Source organism: Pedobacter sp. SYSU D00535 (assembly GCF_017355855.1).
GTDB lineage: Bacteria > Bacteroidota > Bacteroidia > Sphingobacteriales > Sphingobacteriaceae > Desertivirga.
The window spans coordinates 233,568-256,466 of record NZ_JAFEWD010000003.1 but is presented as its reverse complement, the minus strand read 5'-3'; the positions used below and the strand labels follow the sequence as shown (position 1 = coordinate 256,466).

Here is a 22,899-nt window from a genome sequence, read left to right as displayed (position 1 = left end):
GAAGTTCCGAGGCCCTATCGTAGGTAATGCGCATCGATCAGAATGGTTAGTGTAATTTGATTACGCTGATTTGGATTGCAAATCCGCCGATACGGCTTCGAGATTACAAATCTCGAAGACCGGAGAAGCTGCAAGCGGAGTGATCCTGGAAATATCGTCTAAGCCACCGGCTCTCTTAGTATCGTCCGCAGCTTAGCCGCCGGAGTCTTTCTAAAATCGCTGAGGTAAATCTCCTGATGATGCCCGTTCCGCTGCAGGCCATTGTTCCTGATAAATTCTTCCATCTGCTTCAGGCTCTCCGGCTCGTTAGCAAAAGGGCCCAGGTGCAGCATTTGCACAAAAGCACCGGCGGGTATCTCAAAGAACTCTACGGACTGGGCCAAGGGATTCTGCTTTTTCTGCATTATGGCCAGCTTCGCCTGTTCCACGTCCTCTTCCCCCACGAAGTCAGGGATCCGAATCAGGGAACGGTACTCCCACTCACTCCGCGGAACCTGAAGCGGAGTCTCAGCTGCCGTGGGCAGACCGTATTTCTCCATGTCATACCACCACTGTCCTTCCAGTTTAGCCACCACAAAGTCTTTCCCCTGCGCTTTCATCGCAAACTTTAAGGCAAGGCTACCGGGTAAAGCGCCTCCAACCTGCGGCGATAGTCCTCCTCTTCCGGATCTCCCTTGCCCCTGATCGCCAGATATCGGGCCTTTTCCAGGTTCACCAGCTCGGGTTGCCGGGCAGCTGTGTAGTAGCGCTTGTACAATTTCGTTAGATCTATTTTATTCATGGTCTTTTCTTTTTGGCAAAGGAAAGTGAGTGAGGTGACAAGGGTATGTCAGCAGGCAGCAAGCTTTTTTTCTTTCAATAGCAGGGATGAGAGGAAGGCCGCTGTTCGATGTTCTGCAGGTATTCCAAAGAGCCGTTTGCGGGCTGGCCTTGCTGCTCTTTGGATTTTGTAATTCCGAAGCTGCTATCGTAGGTTCTGTTAACCGATCAGGATGGTCAGTCAGATTTTATTACGGTGAGTTGGATTAAAAATCCATCGATATGGCTTCGAGATTGCAAATCTCGAAGAGCGGCGGCCGTACTAAAGTGACATATCTGTAGCATGCTGCTCTTCGGAATTTGTAATTCCGAAGCTCCTATCGTAGATTCTGTGAACCGATTAGAATGTTTAGTGAGATTTTATTACGCTGAGTTGGATTGAAAATCCATCGATACGGCTTCGAGATTGCAAATCTCGAAGAGCGGAAGCAGTTGTTTTAGCTGCTCTTCGGAATTTGTAATTCCGAAGCTCCTATCGTAGGTTCTGTGAACCGATTAGAATATTTAATGAGATTTTATTACGTTGAGTTGGATTGAAAATCCATCGATATGGCTTCGAGATTGCAAATCTCGAAGAGCAGCGGCCGTACTAAAGTAACATATCTGTAGCATGCTGCTCTTCGGAATTTGTAATTCCGAAGCTCCTATCGTAGGTTCTGTGAACCGATCAGAATGGTTAGCGAGATTTAATTAAGTTGAGTAGGATTGGAAATCCATCGATACGGCTTCGTTGCAAATCTCGAAGAGAGAATTTTACCCGTGTTCTCGGCTTCACAAAATTTCCATTAAACTTATCTCCGAAATTCCTACATTCCATCAGGTTTTGTGCGGCAATGATAAAGCTTTATTTCACCGACTTTGCAAGACCTTATCCTAAGAAATAACAGAGCAAAAATCTAAATCATTGGAAAAGCAACATTCGGATATTGACAACTTAAAAGAGGCGCAGCGGGATATGCGGGAGGGCTACGGTTATGGTTCAGCAGGCATTCTCGTCTCCGGTTTGGTATGGCTAAATTCCGGTATTACTGCAACTATTTATTCGCAGCAATGGGCCATCTGGACGTTAATTATCGGCGGCGCTTTGATAATGCCGATCGCGACGCTACTTGAAAAACTAATGGGTATTAAAGGAGTCCACGACAAAAACAATCCGCTAGGAAAACTGGCTATGGAAGTTACCATTTGGATGCTGATGTGTATCCCGCTGGCTTACGGTTTGTCTTTTCATAAAAGCTCCTGGTTTTTCCAGGGCATGCTGCTGATCATCGGCGGCAGGTACCTCAGCTTCGCAAGTATTTATGGGCTGCGTTTTTACTGGCTCTTGGGAGCGGCACTGGGATTAGCAGCCTATATTCTTTTCTTCCTGAATGCAAGCTCCTTTTCATCTGCGCTGACTGGCGGTTTAATCGAAATCGTGTTTAGTATACTGATGTATGGGATGTACAGGCAGGACAAAAAATCTTTACTTTGAATAGAAGATTTTAAGCATTGAATGCAGACAAGCTCCTGAAGATGCCTTAATAGCATGTTTCAACGGCATAATTAAAGAATAATGAAAGCCCCGGATCAACATCATTGTATTGACGACGACAAGTTCGCAAGCGACATAGAAAAATATGGCTGGATTGTCTTAATGATCCCCGCATCTGATTATTTACCATCCTTTGCCTATACCGTTGGGTTGTTGAAGCACTTCAATCACCCCGAACTGATCTGTTTTGGCATGAAGGAGCAAGTCGCTAACCAAATCCTGAATGACGCGGGCGAGCTGATCCGCAAGGGGGAGGTGATTAAAACGGAAACGAACTATGATCTTTTCGAGAATTCCCGTGCCGAGTTCATCAAGGTAGACAAGCGTTCAATCGGCGACTACTTTGGTTATGCGATCAGCTACTACAAGACCGCCGAGCTTCCAGCGCTGCAATTGGTTTGGACTGACCGGAACAACAGATTTCCCTGGGAGGATGGTTTTGAGGAGGTATTTCGATATAAACAACCCCTTCTAGACAGAAACGCTAATTTCAAATTCCGTGAGCCTGCTAATCTCTGTGTTTTCACCAGCCGACAGCATTTGGAAGAGGATAAGCCCATTTTGTATGTAGTGCACGAGCATGATGGCGACTGGCAGTTTATAACAGGCGATCAGGTAACAACAGAAGATGGCAGAGTCGTGTCGCTCGAACGGATGGTATTAAGGGATAATACCTTGAACGAGGTTTTTGATCTGGAATACGGAGAAGAAGCAGAAAGAGACGTCGTTGGAGGGAAATGGCGCAGATCGAGGTTCGAGAGCGTGGACGATTAAGCAAATAATTTCAACATTAGATTTACTATGGACATTTTCAAGGAGCAGAAGCTTTATACGTATGAGGAACCCTTCAAAAAGCATTTCTCTGGGGCGTTCGATTGGGTGTTTATCAGCTGGTTTCCTTTTTTCAAAATAAAGACCCATACGGACAATGGGGGGAGCTTTAAAAAATCCGTGGAAATATCGCTGGAAGAAGCGAGAGCAAAAGATCCAATCTATGAAAAGATCCAGGCCACCAATGCCGTCATCTATGCTCACAATGAAAGCTATCCCGGCAAGTCTGAGATTCTTCAGCATGGACAGGAAGTTAGTTGGGCAGATATCAAAATTAAAGCCGGCATGAATAGCTACTCAGATGTGTATAAAGCGCTGAAAACCTCCATCGGAGCGTACAATAAAGCATTTGCTCGTCCTGATCTGGAAGAAAATCTGGAACTGTTTTTACAGAAGGAGGCGATCTGGCAGCCGGGGGAAGGGAGCTTTGATCCGCGTACCCTTAAAAAGATCTATTCGCTGTTCAAAACATTCACCAGCCCTCATATTGTAGTAGAGGATGAGTTTTTTGACTCCAAAAAAGAACTCGACTTAAGTCGTTTAACGGTAGAGGATTTTGTAGAAGAAATAGGAGGACGTGATTATTATATCTATGATGTAGAAAAAAGCCTCTTTTTTGCAACAGAATGGGATAGTTTCTTTCATCTGATCTGTTCCTCTTCTCCAATAATAAGGTCCGCTGTAACAGAGTTGGGGTTTGAAGGCTTTTTCGCCGATACCGCTACCAGGCATGGATGGGAGCATCAGGATGAGGAGTAATCCCGCTGTTCGACATGTTCCGCAGGTCGAGCGTAAGATAAAAGGGATTTGTAATCCCGCTTAGTCAAATGCCCCAATAAAATCTCATAGGGTTTAGAGGATTCCAAATCCTCATTATCTGTTCTTCGACATGCCTTACAGAACATGTCGAAGAGCCGTTGCGGCTAGAACTCGTAGTGCTACATCACTATTTCCGGTGTAGCATGATTTATGAACTCCCCTTTTTCAAGGCTTTCTCCCCGTCCCCGATGGCATTTTCTGTGGTTCCGTCGTCGGCCCGTGCACCGTGATCTTTCCTTTTTTCACTTCCATCCGATCTATAAATACTACCCGTTCTTTGCCTGTCGCGGTTGTTCTGCCGTGGTACACACAAAACATCTCCTTACCGTCGGGAGAGTAGGTGATGCTGTTGTGCCCTGTGCCGGTAACCGTGCCTCCTCTATGTGTATTTTTCTGCAGTACGGGATTGCTTTCTGCCTTCTTGAATGGTCCTAAAGGTGAAGATCCAGTGCCGTAACCCACGGCATAGTGTTCGCCTCCAAAATGGTTGGCGGAATACATGATGTAATAAATGCCGTCTTTTTTAAATGTTACCGAACCTTCCGTCCAGCGCCGGTTCACTTCGCCGGTGGTTACTGAAAGGCTTTCCCAGGCGGCTTGTTTGTCGTTTAACTTTACCGGGGGACGAAGCAACAATACCGGTTTCCCGATCACACCGGAGAAGTCGGGCTTCAACTCGATGCCGTATATCCAGCTTTCCTCAATCTCTTTGTACTTACCGTTTTTTCGCGCCTGCTCTGCTATTTCACTTTCTACCGAATGTTTATAGGCCGCCCGCGAATAATACAAGTACGACCTGCCGTTCGTATCAAAAAACACATTTGCATCAATAATGGGGTAGCCGGGATCGAAGAGCGGTTTCGGTGCCAGATCAACAAAAGGGCCGGTAGGCTTGTCGGCTACAGCTACACCGATCCTGAAGTTCTCCTCTTCTTTTGCTGGATTTACCTTCCACTGTGCACTGTAGAAGAGGTAGAACTTGCCTTTTACTTCATATACTTCCGGAGCCCAGTAGGCGCCTCCCCAGGCTGTGTTCGGATCGCTCCAGCCGTTTTTATTATTGTGGAAATAGACCTGTCCTTCCGGCTTCCAATTGACCAGGTTTTTAGAGGAATAGGCGGAGAAGCCTTTGTCTGCTCCACCTCCGGTGCCGTACATGTAATAGGTCCCTTTGTTGAATAATATAAAGGGATCGCCAAACTCTACCTTCAAGGGATTGGTATAAGAACTTTGCTGAGTGGCTGAACTCACCTGAGCCAGTACCGGCTCCGCGAATAGCTGGGCGAACAAAATAATAAGCAGGACAATCTTTTTCATAAGGCTTACCAGTTAAATGAGATGGTGAAAAAGCAGGGCCAACTTAACCACTTTCCTACCGGCAGAAGCAATTACTCCAGGCTGATAATGGCCTACTATTCCATGAGGTTGATTAGTATTAAAAATAGCAATTATTGAAGGATAATCAGTTGGTTGGCAAAAATATAATTGCGGAATCCAAAGTATTGTAGGAGTGCAGATGGTCGTAACAGATAACCGGCTGCCTTTAACATCATCCCGGAACTAAAACAATCCGTATCTTTGCCGGTCATACCTCAAAATAACTTCTTGGAACACCTATTAGATAATCCCATTTGGAACGCTTTAAATACCGGAAATGCTCGTCTGGCGCAAGGAAACGATCATGCCCGCTTTTTCCCGGAAGATTTCGCCGGTTTTGCAGGCCTAAAAAATAATAGTGAGCGTGATTTTGAGGCGCTTTGGCAACTGCTTCCTCCCAAACGGACCGTGGTGCTTTTTTTGCCGGAGGTCGTCCGCATCCCTGCCGGCTGGACGGTTACAACGGTGAAAGACCTGTTGCAGCTGGTATTCGAGCAGGAAGAGTTGATAGAAAGCGGCGAACCGCAGATACAGCCATTAACGGCAAGGCATGTTCCGCAAATGCTAAAGCTGGTGGAAGCAACCAACCCCGGGCCTTTTTTTCAGCGGACCATTGAGTTTGGAAACTACCAGGGGATCTTTGATGGGGATACATTGGTAGCGATGGCGGGCCAGCGACTTCAGCCTAGGCCTTATGTGGAGATCAGCGCGGTTTGTACAGCCCCCGACTACCTGAAGCGTGGGTATGCTGCTGCCCTCCTGCGTCAGCAAATAAGAGCAATAAAGCGTGCCTCCGCTATTCCCTTTCTCCATGTGCTGCCTGAAAACACCGCCGCACTCCACCTGTATGAAAAGCTGGGTTTCAGAACCCGGAAACTGATGCAGGTATATGTACTGGAAAAACAGTAGCCGGGACCGGAACCAGCGCAGGTCTTCAGCTGGCTAATATCCCCCGCACACCTTCCCCTCCTCTTCTCCGTTATAATTAAAAGTTATTCTATTTTTATTGCGTGAAATATTTCAATGAGGCTAGCCGGATGGGGCGCCTGATTAATGCATACCCCTGGGAAAAAAGTTGTTTAGGAAAGATTGAAGACTGGCCGGGTAACCTCAGGACTTCTGTTTCTAACATTCTTGAGGCGCAGATACCGATGTATATTGCATGGGGACCGGATTTCATCCAGTTCTATAACGACGCCTATATCCCGATTCTTGGCGAGAAAAGGGAAAATGAAATCGGCAAGTCTACCTGGGATACCTGGAAGGAGATCTGGGACGTGATAGGCCCCATGTTTGAGAGCGTCCTGCACGAGGGAAAAAGCCATGGCTTTCCGGGCTTCAACCTGTTCCTGCGAAGAAGAACGACCAGCTTGATCGAAGAAACCTTTTTTGATTTCTCCTATAGCCCTATCAGAAACGACGACGGTTCGGCGGGCGGCCTGTTTCTGAGCTGTCTGGAAACCACAGATAGGGTATTGCATGAACGCAGGATGGAGACGCTGGCGACGGCCATCCCCATCCACTACGAGAAGGAGCGTTCCGATCAGTTTCTGCTGGAGAGTCACAAGCAGCTCTCGCTCAGTCCTAAAGACCTACCCTTCTCTTTATTTATTGAACAGGACCTGGCTAGCGGACATTTGCGCTGTCTCTCCTCATTTGGGGTAAGAAACGGCCTGGGGACCCAATCCTTTCTAAGTCCCGAAGGAGTACAAATCGTCAAGTCGATAGAAACCGAGGAGCTGTTTGACACTAGCCTCGTTTTGAAAAGCGGACTGGATTTCTACCTGAATCCCTGGGAGGAGCAGCCCCGGCAATGCTACCTAATCGCTTATTCTTACAATCATTATAAAAAGCGAAATATCGTGCTGATGGGACTGGGCGCCCGGGCGGTGTTTAACGACAGCTATAAGCAATATTTAAGGCTGACGGGCAAGTACCTTCAGAACCAGTACGAGCACTTCCAGATGCGGAAGCAGGAGGAAGAACAGTTGGAAGCAATTAAAGAGCTATCGATTAAAAAGGATGAGTTTATCAGCGTTGCCAGCCACGAACTGAAGACACCACTGACGAGTGCGAAAGCTTATTTGCAGCTAGCCGCCAAAACAGCCAGTAAGGACGGGAATGAGAAGTTTATTAGCGGAGCGTTGAAGCAGCTCGACAGGCTGCAGAAGTTGACATCCGATCTGCTGGATGTATCGAAGATCAATGCGGGTCGGCTGGACTATAAGATGAGCGAATTCGACTTCAATGAGGTGTTGGAAGAGGCGATAGCGAGCTACCAGTCGACCATCAGCAGTCATACTATCGAGCTGATCGAAAAGGTACACGTAAAGATTGAGGGAGACTATCAGCGGCTGGAGCAGGTTATCAACAACATGATCAGTAATGCGGTGAAGTACTCGCCCAAGGCGGACAAGGTGCTGGTCCGTTCCTCTTTGATCAATGACCAGCTAGTAGTTTCTGTACAGGATTTCGGTATCGGCATCCCGCAGGACCGCATCAACAGGTTGTTCGAGCGGTTCTACCGGATCGAAGAAACTGCCATGCACTTTCAGGGAATGGGACTCGGCTTGTTCATCGTGGCCGAGATACTGGGCCGTCACAAGGGAAGGTTCTGGCTGGAAAGCGAGCAGGGCAAAGGCTCCACCTTCTATTTTATGCTGCCCCTTAAAGATGGCTCTGCTAAGGAAGCCACCGTAGTCGACGAAGTTGACTTCTACTCCAACCGTTTTATAAGCATCAAAGCCGACGGGGAGCAAAAGTGGCTGTATGTCGACTGGAAAGGTTTTCAGAATAGCGAGAGCGTACAACGCGGATGTATGAAAATGCTTGAACTGCTGAAGCAGCACTCCTTCAGCAAAGTATTGAATGATAATACAAATGTTCTGGGCACCTGGTCGGATGCGGCCGAGTGGGTGGGGAAAGACTGGTTTCCGATGATGGAAGCTGCAGGCCTAACACACTTTGCGTGGGTCTATTCGCCGAGCAGGTTCAGTCAGCTTTCCGCCGATAAAAGCGTGAACGTTCTGAAAGCTGGGGTAACTACCCGTCTGTTTAATAACCTGAATGCGGCGGCGGAGTGGCTGAAAAGTGTGTAGGAATTGAGGGTAAATAAAAGGGGCAACCAGATATAGATTGATCTAACAGATTAGGGAGAAAAATCATCATTAATTCTCACTCCTTAAATACCCTATATTTGGGCTAAGGAAAACCGCCTTATCATGTTTATCATTGTACTTCTCTTAATTGCCATTCCAGCCATCTTGCTTTTAGTCGAATTTCTCTACTTTACTATTTCCGGTGAGCAAGTCCTCTCGCGGCAGTTGTTCAATGCGGTAGAGCTGTGGAACGTGGTGCTGCTTCCCCTGCTATTTCTGACGGTTGGTGATGAGACTAAAAATGATTGCTGTAGCGACTCTGCCTTTTTTTCCCCTGAGCATCGGCTCAGCATGCTGAGCTTGATTGTTTTATGCTGGGCTGCCTTCCTTTACTCCCGCTGGAGAAGCTTGCTGGCGCCACCCCTTTTAGAAGTTGCGGTAAACTGTCTGCTGCTTATCGGGATCGGCCTCAATATCCTGATGATGATCCATCATTCGGATGAATTGCTACATCTGTTTCACCTACCGGTGATCGTACATTTCATTTATGCGCTTGTTCAAAATCAACGGCTTTTTATGGAAGAGGCTGGTCTTGATGAAAATTACAGGCAGGGCTTTTCCGCCTCCGTGCTGCGTTTACCCGCATTTGTAAAATATCCGATATTACTGCTGCTGTGCCTCCCGCTGATCGTTGTGCTATCGACGATTTTATTGTTATTCGGACAGCGTCCCGACTCCATGATTCGCGCTTTTACAGATACTTATAAACATGGTTTTTCTCAACTGGACTACGAATGTAAAGAAGTAGTTTGCCCACAAGGGCATTTTCTCTGTTCAGTGGCGGCAAAGGGACATCCCGAGCTCGTAAAACCGCTCAGACCGGGTATGAGAGGAGGAGTGGCCATTCTTTGCAACAGGCAGCTACTAGTTTCCAATGCCTTCGAGGAGCTCCTTGCGGAAAAAGTTCCATTCATCCATGGGCAGATCAGAAGACAGTACAACAAAATCGGGAGTTTAATTCACCAGTATTACGGGATTTTCAATCACAAATGGGTATCGAACATTATTTATATCCTGATGAAACCCCTCGAATGCTTCTTTTTGCTGACGCTTTACACTTTCGACCGAAAGCCCGAGAACAGGATTGGCCGGCAGTATTTAGGGAATCGCTGAATGGCCGGAAGGTGTTTATTTTTACGTTAACCCTGGTATTCTCTACTTTTCCACATCTTCAATGGCATCTGCCACTGCAGGCAATCCCTTTCGGATTCAGAGCGTGAGTAGGTCATATAAAGGGGGAACTACCTGCTTCGCGATAGTCAAGCTGTCTTCTTCCACCTGCTTCCGATGCTGGATCGATACATTTTCTGTGACGGCTGAAATTGCTTACGAATCTCATGTTTATCACTATTCGATTTTTAGCTCGCTGTTCCTATCTTTACTTAAACCCAATCACAATTGAAAAGAATATCTGAAATCGCTATCACCCGTAGGGTAGGTCGTCCATACCGTGGAGCAGACGGCCTGCTATACTATGAATACCTGGATTACACGGAAAGGTATAAACCGAACGTAGAGAATGATGTGCTACGGTTTTGGGCTAAGTTGATTGATCTTCTCCCCTTTCTTATACCTGTTTATGGCTACCTTGTACGAGTTGGCTTATCTATCGATATTTTCGGTCTGGAGGTAGTGGCTGTTGCCATCTCTGTTTCCATGGTAATAATTTATGGGTCGGTTATGGAATACTACTTCGGGACTACCCCGGGCAAATGGTTGTTAGGGCTTTGTGTCATTAATGACCTGGGGACTAAACCGAATTTTCGGCTATCGCTCAAGCGCAACATCCTCTGCCTGGGTAATTTGGCCAAAAATCCCATCTTGTCACTATTTTCCTATCCCTGGTGGAGCGCTACCGGCCGGGTAAAAAGAGGTACTATGAGCTTTAACAACGATGTTTGTACTACCTACGTGGTGGAAATAAAGAAGTTGAAGGAGATTCGGGAGCGGTTGAAATAGAATCGAGGGAGAGGTACACAGCAAAGAACAGAGCCGACACACCATCTGCGTCGGCTCTGAAAAGGCATCCACGAACGTGGAGGTTGGAATTATAAAACGTATCTTAAAGTCAGACCGAGGGTACGCGGATCCCCAAGTACTCCCGCATAATGGCCTGCATTACCGCCTGCCGGCAGCAATTGCTCAAAGTAGTTTTTATCGAGCAGGTTGCGGGCCCATAGATAGGCAGACAAGCCGGTAGTTGATCTAAAGCCAATTCTTGCATTGACAAGAGAATAAGCATCGATATTCAAGTAGGCTGAAGGTGATGGACTGGAAGAAAATTCAGAGCGGTAAGAAGCATCAAGAGCGGTAAAGAATTTAGACTCGCGTTCGAAAAGCTTCGCCGGAGTAGTGAACTCACCTCCTAATGATCCGGCCCATTTAGAAATACCCGGCAGGCGGCTTCCTGAAATGTCCTTAAATGCTACTTGCTTTCCATCCACGGTCAGTCCTGTTTCTTCCAGCGGAAGCGGCGCATTGGTAAAGCGTACGTACTTCCCATCGGTATAGGCACCAGCTCCGAAGAAAGAGAAATGACGGCCCGCCCTCAGGTTGGCATCAATCTCAATTCCTTTTACATTGACCTTCTCGGCATTAGCGAGGTAGCCACGGTTTACGCCGATCTCCGGCGACTGCACGTTAGTCTGGTAGTCGTCAATATCTGAATTATGAAGTGTTACGTTGAACGTCAGATAATCTGTAGGATTTGTTTTCACACCTACTTCATAATGCTTTGTATCCTCCGGTTTAATTACAGCCAGATCTGTGGCCACTGCTCCGTTAATGGTTGGCAAACCAGAAACATTCACCCCGATAGGTTTGAAGCTGGTCGAGTAGGTTGCAAAAGCATTCAGGCGCTGATTCGGTTTGTAAGCCAGCGTCAACTGATAGGTAAAGTTGTCCTCATCTGCATCGGCCTCATAGGCCTGGTTGGTATAAATAAGGTTTTTCAGCGCAAGCAAGGCGGGATCATTTGTTTGCAAACCTCCGTAGGTAGTTCTGTTGTAAACTACGTCCTTTCTATCGTAATTAAAACGGATACCTGGCTGAATGTGAAAACCTGGAGTAGCTTCCCAATCGACGTTAGCAAAGACTGCAGCGCTGAGAGATTTGATGGAAAAGCGGTTCCTGATTCCGTAACCTTCGAAAAGGCCGGGGGTTTTCCACAGATCACTAGTGGTACTTTGCGAGAAACGCCAGGTAGCAGATCCTGATTCTTCGATTGCTACCGGATCGGTTTGTACTTCCTGATCGATGTAGAACAGGCCTACCACCCCACTTAACTTCGAACTAAACTCTCCCGCATACCGAATTTCCTGCGACCAGTTATGGTGCCTGGAGTAGTTGTTCGATTTAGCCAGCGACTGCAGACCCGTAAAATCCCGGTCGTTAGAGGGATCCCATTTCCAATAACGCCATGCAGAGGTAGATGTCAGCGTGCCGGGACCAATTTTGATATCTGCATTCAGCGATACTCCTCCCAGGTCATTTCCGGAATTCCATGGCGTATCGTGGTCTACTTTACGATCGAAAGGATTGGTACTTGGAAGTGAATATCCAAGATCCGCAATGATCGAATTAAACTGGCGGTATTGAGGACGGAGTGTGGGTGCTACTCCTGCAACTACCTGTGCATAGCCGTCGGGACGCTGGCGGGAATTATCCCCCGCAAGGGTAATTGATAGATGGTCTGTAGGACGGAAAAGCAACTGAGCGCGGAAACCCAGGTTATTGATGTCGTTGATGTTTTTCAATGTGCGCACGTTCTCGATCAGACCGTCGCGCTGTGTTCCCGAGAAAGATAAACGACCGGCAAAATACCTGCCCAGCGGTCCTGTCACAGATGCTTTCGCCTGCACATAACCGTAATTACCAAAGCTGGTCTCAAAACTTGCAGCAGGGGAAAAACTTGCTTTGCGGGTCACAATGTTAAATGCGCCGGAGCTGGTGTTCTTTCCAAACAGCGTTCCCTGCGGACCACGAAGCACTTCGATACGCTCCACATCGATAAAGTCGAGCGTAGCCGCTGCAGGACGGGCGTAGTAGACGCCATCTACGTAAAATCCTACGCCCGGATCAATACCATCATTGGTTAGTCCGAAAGTGGACCCTAAGCCCCGGATGTTCAGCGTCGTGTTACGTGGATTGGAAGAATACAGCTGCACGGTAGGGATTATTTCTTTCACACGGTTGGCATTAAAGGCTCCCGCCTGATCGATCTGTGAGCCACCCACTACCGATATGGGAATAGGCACGTTTTGAAGTACTTCCGAACGGCGTCTGGATGTTACCACTACCTCCTCCAACAGGTCGTCCTGCAAAAGAGTTATCTGAAAGGGTTCGTCTTGAAACCTAAGCACCTGGAAGTCCTGTGGCTTGTAACTAACAAAACTTACCCGCAGGTAGAAGGGAGTTTCGGTATTGACGGTTAGTTTGAAATTACCGGCAGTGTCAGTAGTGGTAGAAATAGTGGTTCCTCTTACCTGAACGTTGGCGCCGGCGAGCGGTCCGCGGTTGTCTTTTACATTTCCAACAACCAGGTGCTGAGCAATTGCGGGACTAAAATAACCGAGAAAGGAAATAAGGAGTAACAGTTTTAATGCATATGAAAAACGTTTCATTACTTGAATTTTTGTTAAGTGATTGGGTGATCGAAAAAAATTTAAAAGGAATCATTGAGCACTAGTCCCGACAAGGACACAGCGAACAACAGACTGAACGATAAGTAAGACAGGTGATGTTAGTAATTGACTTCTCCATTATAAGCTACTTTTATTATATACTCTATAGATTTGGTAGACAAATATAGATTTGCTTTTCTGGTTTGCAAAATATTTTCTCAGGCAACTAACTTTCTTTTAGATGGGATTCAGGTGAGATGTCGTTAGCGGGGCCAGTGGCGGCGCTAACTTTACGTGCTGCCTTAGCAAACTATCGCGGACCTGTAAAGCCACAACAGCTAACAGTGCCAGGGTGCTTCGCTTCACCGAGCTGTGTATAGCACTACCACCTTATTATCGGATCACAATTTTGTTACAATCACCGGCTATATCCTAATTCTTCTAATTTAGATGATCGATTTCGCTCTCGGAACTAATCAACACCTGCTATGATATTAATTGTTGACGATACCCCCGAGAACCTATTTTCACTTAAAAGTGTACTTGAATATAACCAGTTCAAAGTTGATACCGCTTCTTCTGGGGAAGAAGCTTTACGAAAGATCTTAAAAACCAGTTATACGCTGATTTTGCTGGATGTTCAGATGCCAGGAATGGATGGCTTCGAAGTGGCAGAAATCCTGTCGGGCTACAGCAAGGCGAAAGATTCTGCAATTATCTTCCTATCAGCCAACTATACCACTCCTGAGAATATTCTTCAGGGCTACGGCGTAGGTGCAGTTGATTACATTACTAAGCCTATAGATCCCACCCTGCTTCTGACACGTGTAAAAGCGTTATACGAGATTGTTCAAAACCGCATCGAGATAAAAAGGCAACAGGAGGAAGTAAAGCGCCTGTTTGATCATCAGAAAAAACTGGTACTCTCGCTCTCCCGCGAACGGAAAAAGCTGTTGATCACGCAGAAGCTGGCCAAGATCGCCAGCTGGGAGTATTATTTTGAAAATGAGGAGCTGGTATGCGCCCCTGAAGTGTACAAGCTTCTGGGCCTGAATGGAAAACAGGAGCTCACCCTGAATGATTTTCTTAGTTCCCTTTCGCAGGAGGATCATGAAAAATACCTTTATGTGGTGAAGAGGTTTTCTGAGCACCGCGCGACCTTCAGTTTTTCTCATTACTACGACACTCCGATTGGAAGAAAGTACCTGCATCAGGCCGGGAAAGTAGAAATACGGAACAACAAGCCCTATAAAATAATTGGAGCGGTACAGGATAAAACGGAGGAAAAGAACAACGAACTCGAATTTTTGAAGCTTTATGAGCGATATAAGCTGGTTAATAAGGCTACTAACGATATCATTAGTGATTGGGACGTGATGTCGAATACCTTGGACTTCAACAGTAATCTCGGGAAAGTGCTTGGATATAGCAAGGAGAGCATCGGCCATCCGGAGGACTGGTGGGAATCGGTGGTACATCCCGACGACTGGCATCACATGAAACGAACCTTCGAATCGGCGATCTTCAAAAGGGAAAATAACTGGTCTGCCGAGTGCCGGGTGCGGTGCAGCGATGGTTCCTTCAAAGAACTGTTTGCGCAGTCCTTCTGCCTGTATGACCAGTCAGGTCGTTTGCTCCGGATGGTCACCGCATCAAAAGACCTGAGTGGATTCCGGAATATTGAAAACAAGCTTCACAACACGGAGCTGAAATTGCTGCAAACGGTTGAATCGATTAACGAAGCCTTCTTTACTTGCAATATAGCCTGGGAGATTACTTATTGGAATAAAAAGTGCGAAGATTTCCTCGGACTGAAAAAGCAGGAAACATTGGGAAAAGTATTGTGGGATCTTTTTCCGGGAAGCCGGGAAACCCGCTTCTACAGTGAGTATTCTGCTTGTCTCCGCACAGGTAGATCCTGCTCCTTTGAAGAGTACTATGTTCCTTTAGAGAAATGGTTCAGGGTAAACGTGCATCCGAGCGAAGAAGGACTGGCTATCTACCTGGATGACATGACCGAGGAACTGATGAGAGAACTCGAGTTAAGCCGGGCGCTGGAGAAGGCAGAACTGATCAAGGCAACCAGCCATGATGTAATATGGGAAGCAGATCTAACCACGAACCATGTCCATTTCAACAAAAACTTCTTTACCGAATACGGCTACCCTGCCGATATTTCTACTACTCTTGATTGGTTTGAAGCACGAATTCACCCCGAGGACCGTGAACGCGTGGTAACCACCGTGCACGAGTGCATGGAGAACAATAAGAATTTTTGGGAACAGGAATACCGGCTATTAGATGCCCAATCCAACTACCATCACGTGCACGGGAGGATACACATTGTACGGGATCTGAATAACAGACCGACCCATTTAACCGGCTCTATTATTAACCTTCAGAAGCTGAAAGAAAAAGAATCCCGACTTGCAAAAATTGCCTTTTCTAATTCGCACCTGCTCAGGAAACCACTTGCCAACATTCTCGGGCTACTCGACCTGCTTAACACCGAACAGCTGGAAACTCAGCAGGAGATCATCAGCTTGATCAAGGAATCGGGGCTTGAGCTGGACGATATCATTAAGCAAATCGCTAATACGGCATCGCAGGACAGTGCTACTTCATCCAGTCTTTGAAGAATACGATGCCCGTTGCGATCAATATAAAAAGGGATCGTCCCCGATGAACGATCCCTTTCTTTTTTACCTGATAGGCTTGTAGGGTTTAGTCCCTGCTCAAAACAGGATCGGGTCAGAGGGAGCTAACCACTCCGGACTTACCGTCACCGAAAAGTTGGCCATCGGACTGCCAGTCGGAGTAAAAAGCCGGCCGCGTAATAAGGTCATCTTATTCTTAACAGTAGTTACGCTAGTCACTACTTTTTCAGCAATAACTTGATTTGTAGCGTTGTAGGCTCTAATGGTAACCGATACAGGTTCGGCCGTATTTCCAACATACATAAAGAGCTTTTTACCCGTTTTATTCTCATCATCCCGACTTAGCAGGAAAGTCTTTGACTTGGTAGTGTTCGCGCTGATAACCGGTTCCTCCCGTTCCAAACTGTAGCTGTCCGCTTCATTCGACACCAGCAATTCAAGTTTCGAGGTATTCACCGGGATCGGATCAGTTAATGTTACTTCAATAGCCGATACAATTCTCGCCAACCTGACTTGTTGCTCTATATCCTGGCTTCCGACGGTGAGGCTCATTTTTTTAACAAATGTATCGTACCAATCGCCCCTTGGCATGAAGTACGGTAAGTGCAAACTCACATAACCATTTCCCCTGAAGGCTGCAAAATACAGTGTATATTGCCCCGCGGAGAGCTGATCTTCTATCTGGCCAAAATTACTTGCGGTACTATCCTGCACGATAGACTTGACGAACATTCCAACCGAGTCATAAACATGGTACTCCAGCCGACTGGCATAATTTAGTAATGTGTCCCCTGCGGCGGATGTCCTCGCAGTCTTCCCATAATTCACAATCTCCTCACTAAAATCTGACACGGCAAAGGTCACATTAACCTTTTTCTCACTTTTTTCCGCTAATCCCTGTTCTTCTTTGCATGAGAACAGGACACTGCTAGCAACAGCGATGGTCAATAGAAACTGTTTCATAATGTATTAATTATAGGTGTTTAAAATGAGCATGTGATAGACGCAGGATGTACTACGTCAATTAAGGCTTAGATGGGAAGTTTGTTTCAGGTAAAAAGAATTGGTCCAAAATGGACTGTTTCGGGTGTTTAAAGACCAGGAGGAATGAGAGGTGTGGTAAGGCTTGATCTGGAAGGGAACACTGGAGCAAAAAAAACGGGAAGCCTGTAGTTATTCCTTCAGTGCTTCCCGTTGATTGTATTAAGCGGCCGCCTTAGTAGCCGTTATTCTGGTAGTATGTTCCGCCCTCTTCAATGGTGTTGAGGAAGTTGGTTGGAATTGGCCGCACTTCGTTGACACCGTCTCTGAAGAACTGGCCAACATCCGGGTTGGTTTGAGTAAGATAGCTCTTGCTTAAGTTTTTGGTACGTTTCAAGTCGTAAAAACGCACATACTCGCCACACAATTCCCGGGCGCGCTCGTCAAGAACCGTTTGCATCGATGCAGCTCCGGTTAAAGGCTGTGCACCTGCGCGTTGACGCACCTTATTGATGTAGCCCATCGCGTTTGCACCACCATTTGCATAAATATCCGCCTCTGCTGCAATCAAGTAAACCTCGGGCATCCGCATCATGAAGGTAGCATTAAGATTCCCGTACCGGTTGCTATTTGCGTTATTCACGTAATAGTTGCTGCTATTGTGTTTAATAAGCGAAGGATAAAATCCGAAGAAAGGGTTGGGTGCCTGGGTTCCCGGATCTCTGTTAACCCGCGTATAGGTCATTTTTACAGTCTTGGTAACCGGGTCATACACGTCATTATAATCTACCACCAGATATTTCTGGTCTAACTTTGTTGCAGCCTTTGTCGTGTAATCAGGATCATTCGGATGAATAAAGTCGATCGCTGTATTCCCTGCCGCCAGGCTGCTGCTGGTGGTAACTGCCGCACTTCTGTCGAAAGTAGTAAGATTGGCACTGCTCCAGGTGAAAGAGGGGCGGTTCACTGTCCAGGTGGTTTGAAAAGACTTATGATAGCGGGGATCCAGTGTACCATCCGCCTGCACGTACAAGCTTAGCAAGTGGTGCGATGGCATAAAGCTTCCCCCGGAACGGCGGCCCCAGGTAGTGTAGTCGGCACCTGAAAACTGCATAGCAGGAAAATCAGTAACCACGGCATAGAACAACTCGTTATTCATATTCATGAACCAGGCCTGATTGCTTACCCCTCCTACTACAAAGCGGTGTGACCACAATGACTCCCTGTTTTGCAGATTGTTTGACTCCCGAAACACCTCGTCGAAGGTTGGATACATGAAGGTGTTGTAAGTAGAGCCTCCAGTCTCGCAATCTTGAATAAGGGTTTTTGCAACTTCCAACGCTTTCGGTGCAAATGCTTTTGTATCATCATACTCCACCGTTTGCAGATAAGCTCTTGCAAGGAAGCCCATCGCCGACTTTTTAGACGGAGAGGTAATTCCGTTATTCACCGGCAGCCATTGTGCAGCAAATTCTAGGTCAGGAATGATGATGGTTTTATAGATTTCGAGGGGAGCAACGCGCTCCGGACGAAGATTTACCGTAGCCAGGGGCTCAGTAGGAGCTGTGACTCCACCAAATTGCTCTACCAGATTGTAGTAGTACATGGCACGCAGGAAATAGGCCTGTGCTACCAAAGCGTTTTTCTCCTGTTCCGTTTTGAAGGGAGCTATGTCGGCGTATTTAATGGCCAGGTTACAATAACCTATCCCATCATAACATACATTCCACACAGTGTTCAATGTGTTGGCTGGAATATTCGAAGCTCCTCCGTACTTAAAAAAGTTAATATTAGACGTCGGGCTGTTTTTCTGATTGGTCCAGATATCAGTTCCCGCCTCGGTGAACATCATCCACTGGTTGAAGCCGTATAACTGCCGCTCCATGCCGAAGTAACAGTTGTTCAATATCTTCTTGTAGCCATCCACTGAAGATTTCGCCACCGCTTCCATCGTGAAACCGGAGGGATTATATTCTTCAAGAGAGGTGTCACAGGCCGACAGACCAGCGGTGATCAGTGCAAAGGATATATTTCGGATTATCTTTTTGAATTTCATTGCTATTGTTTTTGAGTTAAAAAGAAACATTAAGGCCTAATACAAAAGTTCGGTACAATGGGAAGGTATCAGATCCATTGTTTTCCGGGTCGGTACCTTTCAACTTTTCTTCTTTGGTAAATACGAGTGGATTATAAGCGGTAGCATAAATCCGGGCATTAGACATGAAAGCCGCACTTCTGATCTTCTCTGGCAGTGTATATCCTAATGTCAGCGTTTTTAGCTTCACGAAGGATCCGTCAACATACTTCAAAGACCCGATACCGGAAGTGCTGGCGATACCCGGACGTGGGAAGTAGGCTGACTGATTTTCTGGCGTCCAGTAATCTACCCCAGCCGGCTGACCGTCATCGTTCGCCCTGTACCAGCCCAGCAGCGAGCTGTTGATCATCTGTCCCCAGCGTATCATCGCGAAGGCGTTCAGGTCAAAGTTTTTGAAGGTGATTGTGTTGTTTATTCCCAGTAACCATTTAGGCACATTGGATCCAAGGATCATCCGATCGCTGTCCGTGTATGGATGAGCTCCGCCGTCTCCTACTCCGTTTGTAAACTTCTCATTAGTAGCCACCTTTACGTAGCCCGGTTGAGCTCCATATTTTGCTGCTTCTGTTGCCTCGTCCATTGACCAAATGCCCTGATAGCGGTAATCATAAAAGGTCTGAATGGGATGCCCCTCGAACAGTCTTTCAGATATTACATCACCGTTAGGCAGATCTACGATCTTCTCCTTGTTTCTGGTAAAAGAGAAGTTTGAACTCCAGTTAAAGGCCTTCTTATCGATGTTCACCGTTCTCAAAGTAAGCTCGTAGCCTCTGTTGTTGGTCTCGCCAATGTTTTGCCAGGTCTGCATTGGAGAAGCCCAGGCAGTAATGGCTGCCGTAACAGGCAGGGTACGTCTGAAGAGAAGTCCTTTAGTATCCGTGTTGTACACATCGGCCGAAAGGCTGATGCGGTCCTTCAGCACTGAGAGATCAAGTCCGACATTCAGGTTGTAACTCTTCTCCCAGGTGATTTCCGGGTTCGAGAAAGTACCCACGTTCTGCAGGTTAGGAACCAGGGCTCCGTTTAACGAAATTACCTGATAAGCATAGGCCTGGGTTTGTGACGAGTAGGCATCCATACCTCCGGAGTTACCTGTTACACCGTATCCTGCACGCAGTTTCAAGTCGCTAACTACTCCTCTTACCCCTGACATGAAGTTCTCATCAGAAATCCGCCACGCGGCTGATGCTGCAGGGAAGGAAGCCCACTTATGCCCCTCGGCCAGGTGCGATACGCCGTCCCAGCGGTTGGTGAATGAAAACAGGTACTTGCCCTTGTAAGAATAATTCATCCTTCCGGCAAAAGACAAGCGATTTTTTTGCTGATAAGCAGAAGCGATGCCGGTTTTCTGGGTGCCCGTACCAATGTTGTAGAAAAGGTAGTAATCTAAATCCTGGCCCTGTCCCAGCGAATTATTCCGATCGAAGCGGCTGTCTGCGTAAGAGGTAATTCCGGTCAGGGTAACATTATGATCAGTGGCAATCGTTCTGTTATAGGTCAGTGTATTTTCCCACACATAGCCATAACCGAAGTAATTATCGAGGGTGGCCACCGGAAGCGCGTATCCTGAGGGTGGGAGTGCCGTCGATTGCCTTCCGAAATAGCGGCCCTGACGACTGCTATTAAGGGTTAAGCCGATATTAGACCGTAAAGACAAGCCTGCCAAAGGCGCCAGTTCTACATAAGTGTTCAAAAATCCAAAGGTTGACCTGGTATTGTCAGCATACTGATCAGGGATCTCATCACCCAGCGGGGTAACTTCGCCGTCGATAAATTGAGCATTAATATTTCCATCGGCATCGCGAACCTCTCCCAACGGAAAGGCGCCCAGTGCCTTAGTGAAAATGTTATTGTTTCTGGCGTTCCTGTTGGTATAGTTCACATTGACATTAGTCCCCACCTTTGCCCACTTCAGCAGTTCGTGATCGAGGTTCAAGCGGAAACCCGCCATCTTTTGGCTTTCACGGGGAAGCAAGCCTCCCTCATTGGTATAGGTGAAGGAACTATATACTTTCGTCTTTTTCACTCCCGTGCTGAACGACAGATTGTACTTCTCCTGAACCCCACTTGTGCTGGTAATTTCATCAATCCAGTCGATCCACTTACCCTCGTTGTAGGCGTTTAGAATATCGCTGTTAGTGAAAACCAGCGACATATCTGCAGGATAGTTGCCGTTTGTGGTACGGTAAAGCTCTCTCCGATAATCGGTGTATTCCTGTCCGGTCATCCCTTTATAGAAATGCGGACGACCGTTGAAGCCGTAGAACATATCGAAGTCAATAGAAGACTTCCCTTCCCTACCCTTCTTAGTGGTAATGATGATTACTCCGTTCGCACCCGCTGATCCATAAATAGCGGTGGAAGAAGCGTCCTTCAACACGTCGATACTTGCAATATCTGAAGGGTTGATTTGGGAATAGGTGGAAGGAATCCCGTCCACTATGTATAAAGGTGAGTTGTCGCCATAGATACTGCGGGTACCGCGGAGCAACACGCTGGCGTTAGTACCTACCGCACCCGAACTACGCATGATGTCAGCTCCGGCAATTTTTCCTTGCAGGGCTTCCATGATATTATTCACCGGGGTAGCGGTAATATCTGCTTCTCTAATTGAAACCACCGATCCGGTGAGATCTCTCTTTTTGACCGTCCCGTAGCCGATTACCACCACCTCGTCCAGTGTAGAGGCGGACTCTTCGAGTGTCACATCTATCGTGCTCCTTCCTTCGGCCTTGACTTCTTTAGTTACAAAGCCCAGCATACTGAATTGAAGGGTTTCAGTGCCGTTTGGTAGTTCGATACGGAAAAGTCCGTCAACATTCGTGCTCGTTGCTTTTCCGGTCTCCTTCACTCTGACCGTTACGCCCGGCAATGGTGTGCCTTTACTATCTCTTACGGTCCCACTTACTGTGACCTGGTTTTTCTGAACGGCAACTTTTGCCATCAGTTTGAGACTGGAATTGCCTTCAACAGCGGAGGACGCTATTGGCAACAGCAGGGCAAAAAGTAATGGAGCGCTCTGGCCCATTAAAGTCTTACCCTTCATGGAGGACTTTCGCAAAGGTAACTTCATGATTTTGTGTTTATAATGTTAGTTAATAGTTCATAGCAAGCCTACTTCCTTGAGGAATATGAGGTATTCAAGAGCTCTTTAGATGTTTTGTTGGTTAATCTCGCCGCGGAATCCTTTTTCTTTCCAGGCTTGTTAGTTAGTTAGTTCAACAGGGGATAAAAATCTCCAATTGCAGAGATGGAAGACTGTATTTTTTTAGCAAACCTGTGTAGAATGTTAGCATGATAGCTCGAAGTAGCAGGCCCTGAATGAAAAACAGGGGATGAATAGAAAAAATATGAGGGTAAAATAAAACCTACTGCTCACCGGAAGTTCACTACTGCTACAGCGTGTTAGCAGTTCGGACTAACACGATTGTATCGGCATAATCAGCAGCAAAGTTCTCCGGTAGTTGGTCAGTTTTAATAAATCCCGCCTTTTGGTAGGACTTGATCGCATTTAAATTCCGGCTGGAAGGAGCCACGTAAATGGCTTCGCAGTCAAACGATCTTTCGAGATAGTTGCATAGTATTTTTACTGCTTCTGTACCTAAACCTTTGCCGCTAAATTTCCGGTCAGCGAGCCAGATATCTATTTCTGTCGATTTTCGCTGCGGGTTAATCACGTTATAGTTAATCTGGCCGATCTCCTGTCCTTCGTATTCCAAAACAAAACAGCGCCCTTTCATTGGCTGGGAGCCATCGAAATAATAATCCAGATAGTCGCCGTCAAATTCTTCCCAGTTGGGAACCGGATTATCGGGAAAGGTTGGAGGGCCAAGCATTTCAGCCGTGAGGTTGGAGTTCGTAAGCCAATTGAATATTTTGATTTTGTCGCCGAGCCTTGCGGGACGCAGCGTTAATAATTCGGATGACAGGAGTTTTTTCATTTGGTCATCGGCTTCCATCGTCTTGGCTATGTATAATCCTTTATTCTTGTCTTTCGGCCCTA

16 protein-coding genes are annotated in these 22,899 nt (G+C 46.8%); 8 read left to right on the top strand and 8 right to left on the bottom strand.

The annotated features are described in order from the left end of the window. Nucleotides 1-158: 158 nt before the first annotated feature. Nucleotides 159-599, bottom strand: coding sequence for a GyrI-like domain-containing protein (locus tag J4N23_RS09120; protein ID WP_207426654.1), 441 nt, complete (start codon nt 597-599; stop codon nt 159-161). An 8-nt stretch (nt 600-607) separates the two neighbouring features. Then, nucleotides 608-781, bottom strand: a complete 174-nt coding sequence (locus J4N23_RS09115; protein ID WP_207426653.1) for a hypothetical protein — start codon at nt 779-781, stop codon at nt 608-610. A gap of 942 nt (nt 782-1,723) precedes the next feature. On the opposite strand from J4N23_RS09115, the gene J4N23_RS09110 reads away from it, so the two are divergent. The 3 genes from J4N23_RS09110 to J4N23_RS09100 all read left to right on the top strand — a co-directional run bounded on the left by J4N23_RS09110 (nt 1,724) and on the right by J4N23_RS09100 (nt 3,943). Then, nucleotides 1,724-2,293 (top strand): hypothetical protein, encoded by a 570-nt coding sequence (locus J4N23_RS09110; RefSeq protein WP_207426652.1) that lies wholly within the window; start codon nt 1,724-1,726, stop codon nt 2,291-2,293. Nucleotides 2,294-2,374: 81 nt separating this feature from the next. Continuing rightward, nucleotides 2,375-3,127 carry a DUF4262 domain-containing protein gene (locus J4N23_RS09105; RefSeq protein WP_207426651.1) on the top strand — a complete coding sequence of 251 codons (753 nt, stop codon included), beginning with the start codon at nt 2,375-2,377 and terminating at the stop codon, nt 3,125-3,127. Between the two features lie 27 nt (nt 3,128-3,154). Beyond that, nucleotides 3,155-3,943, top strand: coding sequence for a DUF2711 family protein (locus J4N23_RS09100; protein ID WP_207426650.1), 789 nt, complete (start codon nt 3,155-3,157; stop codon nt 3,941-3,943). 225 nt (nt 3,944-4,168) lie between these two features. Here J4N23_RS09100 and J4N23_RS09095 read toward each other — a convergent pair whose 3' ends face one another. Then, nucleotides 4,169-5,320 (bottom strand): glycoside hydrolase family 43 protein, encoded by a 1,152-nt coding sequence (locus J4N23_RS09095; RefSeq protein ID WP_207426649.1) that lies wholly within the window; start codon nt 5,318-5,320, stop codon nt 4,169-4,171. 288 nt (nt 5,321-5,608) lie between these two features. Between J4N23_RS09095 and J4N23_RS09090 the strand changes: the two genes are divergently transcribed. The 4 genes from J4N23_RS09090 to J4N23_RS09075 all read left to right on the top strand — a co-directional run bounded on the left by J4N23_RS09090 (nt 5,609) and on the right by J4N23_RS09075 (nt 10,497). Next, nucleotides 5,609-6,289 (top strand): GNAT family N-acetyltransferase, encoded by a 681-nt coding sequence (locus tag J4N23_RS09090; RefSeq protein ID WP_207426648.1) that lies wholly within the window; start codon nt 5,609-5,611, stop codon nt 6,287-6,289. 101 nt (nt 6,290-6,390) lie between these two features. Continuing rightward, on the top strand, nt 6,391-8,478 hold the full coding sequence (locus tag J4N23_RS21230; RefSeq protein ID WP_207426647.1) for a PAS domain-containing sensor histidine kinase: 2,088 nt from the start codon (nt 6,391-6,393) through the stop codon (nt 8,476-8,478). Nucleotides 8,479-8,601: 123 nt separating this feature from the next. Beyond that, nucleotides 8,602-9,651 carry a DUF6688 family protein gene (locus J4N23_RS09080; protein ID WP_207426646.1) on the top strand — a complete coding sequence of 350 codons (1,050 nt, stop codon included), beginning with the start codon at nt 8,602-8,604 and terminating at the stop codon, nt 9,649-9,651. A gap of 285 nt (nt 9,652-9,936) precedes the next feature. Further along, nucleotides 9,937-10,497, top strand: a complete 561-nt coding sequence (locus J4N23_RS09075; protein WP_207426645.1) for an RDD family protein — start codon at nt 9,937-9,939, stop codon at nt 10,495-10,497. Nucleotides 10,498-10,586: 89 nt separating this feature from the next. Here J4N23_RS09075 and J4N23_RS09070 read toward each other — a convergent pair whose 3' ends face one another. Beyond that, nucleotides 10,587-13,160: a TonB-dependent receptor domain-containing protein gene (locus J4N23_RS09070; RefSeq protein ID WP_207426644.1), complete on the bottom strand. Its 2,574-nt coding sequence runs from the start codon at nt 13,158-13,160 to the stop codon at nt 10,587-10,589. 488 nt (nt 13,161-13,648) lie between these two features. Between J4N23_RS09070 and J4N23_RS09065 the strand changes: the two genes are divergently transcribed. Continuing rightward, a complete protein-coding gene (locus J4N23_RS09065) occupies nt 13,649-15,796 on the top strand; it encodes a PAS domain-containing protein (protein ID WP_207426643.1) in 2,148 nt (715 codons plus the stop codon). A 99-nt stretch (nt 15,797-15,895) separates the two neighbouring features. Here J4N23_RS09065 and J4N23_RS09060 read toward each other — a convergent pair whose 3' ends face one another. From J4N23_RS09060 to J4N23_RS09045, 4 genes are all read right to left on the bottom strand, one after another. Further along, a complete protein-coding gene (locus tag J4N23_RS09060; RefSeq protein WP_207426642.1) occupies nt 15,896-16,780 on the bottom strand; it encodes a hypothetical protein in 885 nt (294 codons plus the stop codon). Nucleotides 16,781-17,033: 253 nt separating this feature from the next. After that, the gene (locus J4N23_RS09055) at nt 17,034-18,854 is read right to left on the bottom strand and encodes a RagB/SusD family nutrient uptake outer membrane protein (RefSeq protein ID WP_207426641.1); all 1,821 of its coding nucleotides are present in this window, start codon (nt 18,852-18,854) and stop codon (nt 17,034-17,036) included. Nucleotides 18,855-18,870: 16 nt separating this feature from the next. Then, a complete protein-coding gene (locus J4N23_RS09050; protein ID WP_207426640.1) occupies nt 18,871-21,969 on the bottom strand; it encodes a TonB-dependent receptor in 3,099 nt (1,032 codons plus the stop codon). A 322-nt stretch (nt 21,970-22,291) separates the two neighbouring features. Next, a complete protein-coding gene (locus J4N23_RS09045) occupies nt 22,292-22,837 on the bottom strand; it encodes a GNAT family N-acetyltransferase (RefSeq protein ID WP_207426639.1) in 546 nt (181 codons plus the stop codon). Nucleotides 22,838-22,899: the final 62 nt, after the last annotated feature.

Excerpts from the sequence above, each read along its gene's own strand:
- J4N23_RS09120 (WP_207426654.1), bottom strand. The coding sequence starts at position 599 with ATGAAAGCGCAGGGGAAAGACTTTGTGGTGGCTAAACTGGAAGGACAG.
- J4N23_RS09060 (WP_207426642.1), bottom strand. The coding sequence starts at position 16,780 with ATGAAACAGTTTCTATTGACCATCGCTGTTGCTAGCAGTGTCCTGTTC.
- J4N23_RS09055 (WP_207426641.1), bottom strand. The coding sequence starts at position 18,854 with ATGAAATTCAAAAAGATAATCCGAAATATATCCTTTGCACTGATCACC.
- J4N23_RS09070 (WP_207426644.1), bottom strand. The coding sequence starts at position 13,160 with ATGAAACGTTTTTCATATGCATTAAAACTGTTACTCCTTATTTCCTTT.
- J4N23_RS09095 (WP_207426649.1), bottom strand. The coding sequence starts at position 5,320 with ATGAAAAAGATTGTCCTGCTTATTATTTTGTTCGCCCAGCTATTCGCG.
- J4N23_RS09045 (WP_207426639.1), bottom strand. The coding sequence starts at position 22,837 with ATGAAAAAACTCCTGTCATCCGAATTATTAACGCTGCGTCCCGCAAGG.
- J4N23_RS09105 (WP_207426651.1), top strand. The coding sequence starts at position 2,375 with ATGAAAGCCCCGGATCAACATCATTGTATTGACGACGACAAGTTCGCA.
- J4N23_RS09065 (WP_207426643.1), top strand. The coding sequence starts at position 13,649 with ATGATATTAATTGTTGACGATACCCCCGAGAACCTATTTTCACTTAAA.
- J4N23_RS09100 (WP_207426650.1), top strand. The coding sequence starts at position 3,155 with ATGGACATTTTCAAGGAGCAGAAGCTTTATACGTATGAGGAACCCTTC.
- J4N23_RS09080 (WP_207426646.1), top strand. The coding sequence starts at position 8,602 with ATGTTTATCATTGTACTTCTCTTAATTGCCATTCCAGCCATCTTGCTT.
- J4N23_RS09050 (WP_207426640.1), bottom strand. The coding sequence starts at position 21,969 with ATGAAGTTACCTTTGCGAAAGTCCTCCATGAAGGGTAAGACTTTAATG.
- J4N23_RS09115 (WP_207426653.1), bottom strand. The coding sequence starts at position 781 with ATGAATAAAATAGATCTAACGAAATTGTACAAGCGCTACTACACAGCT.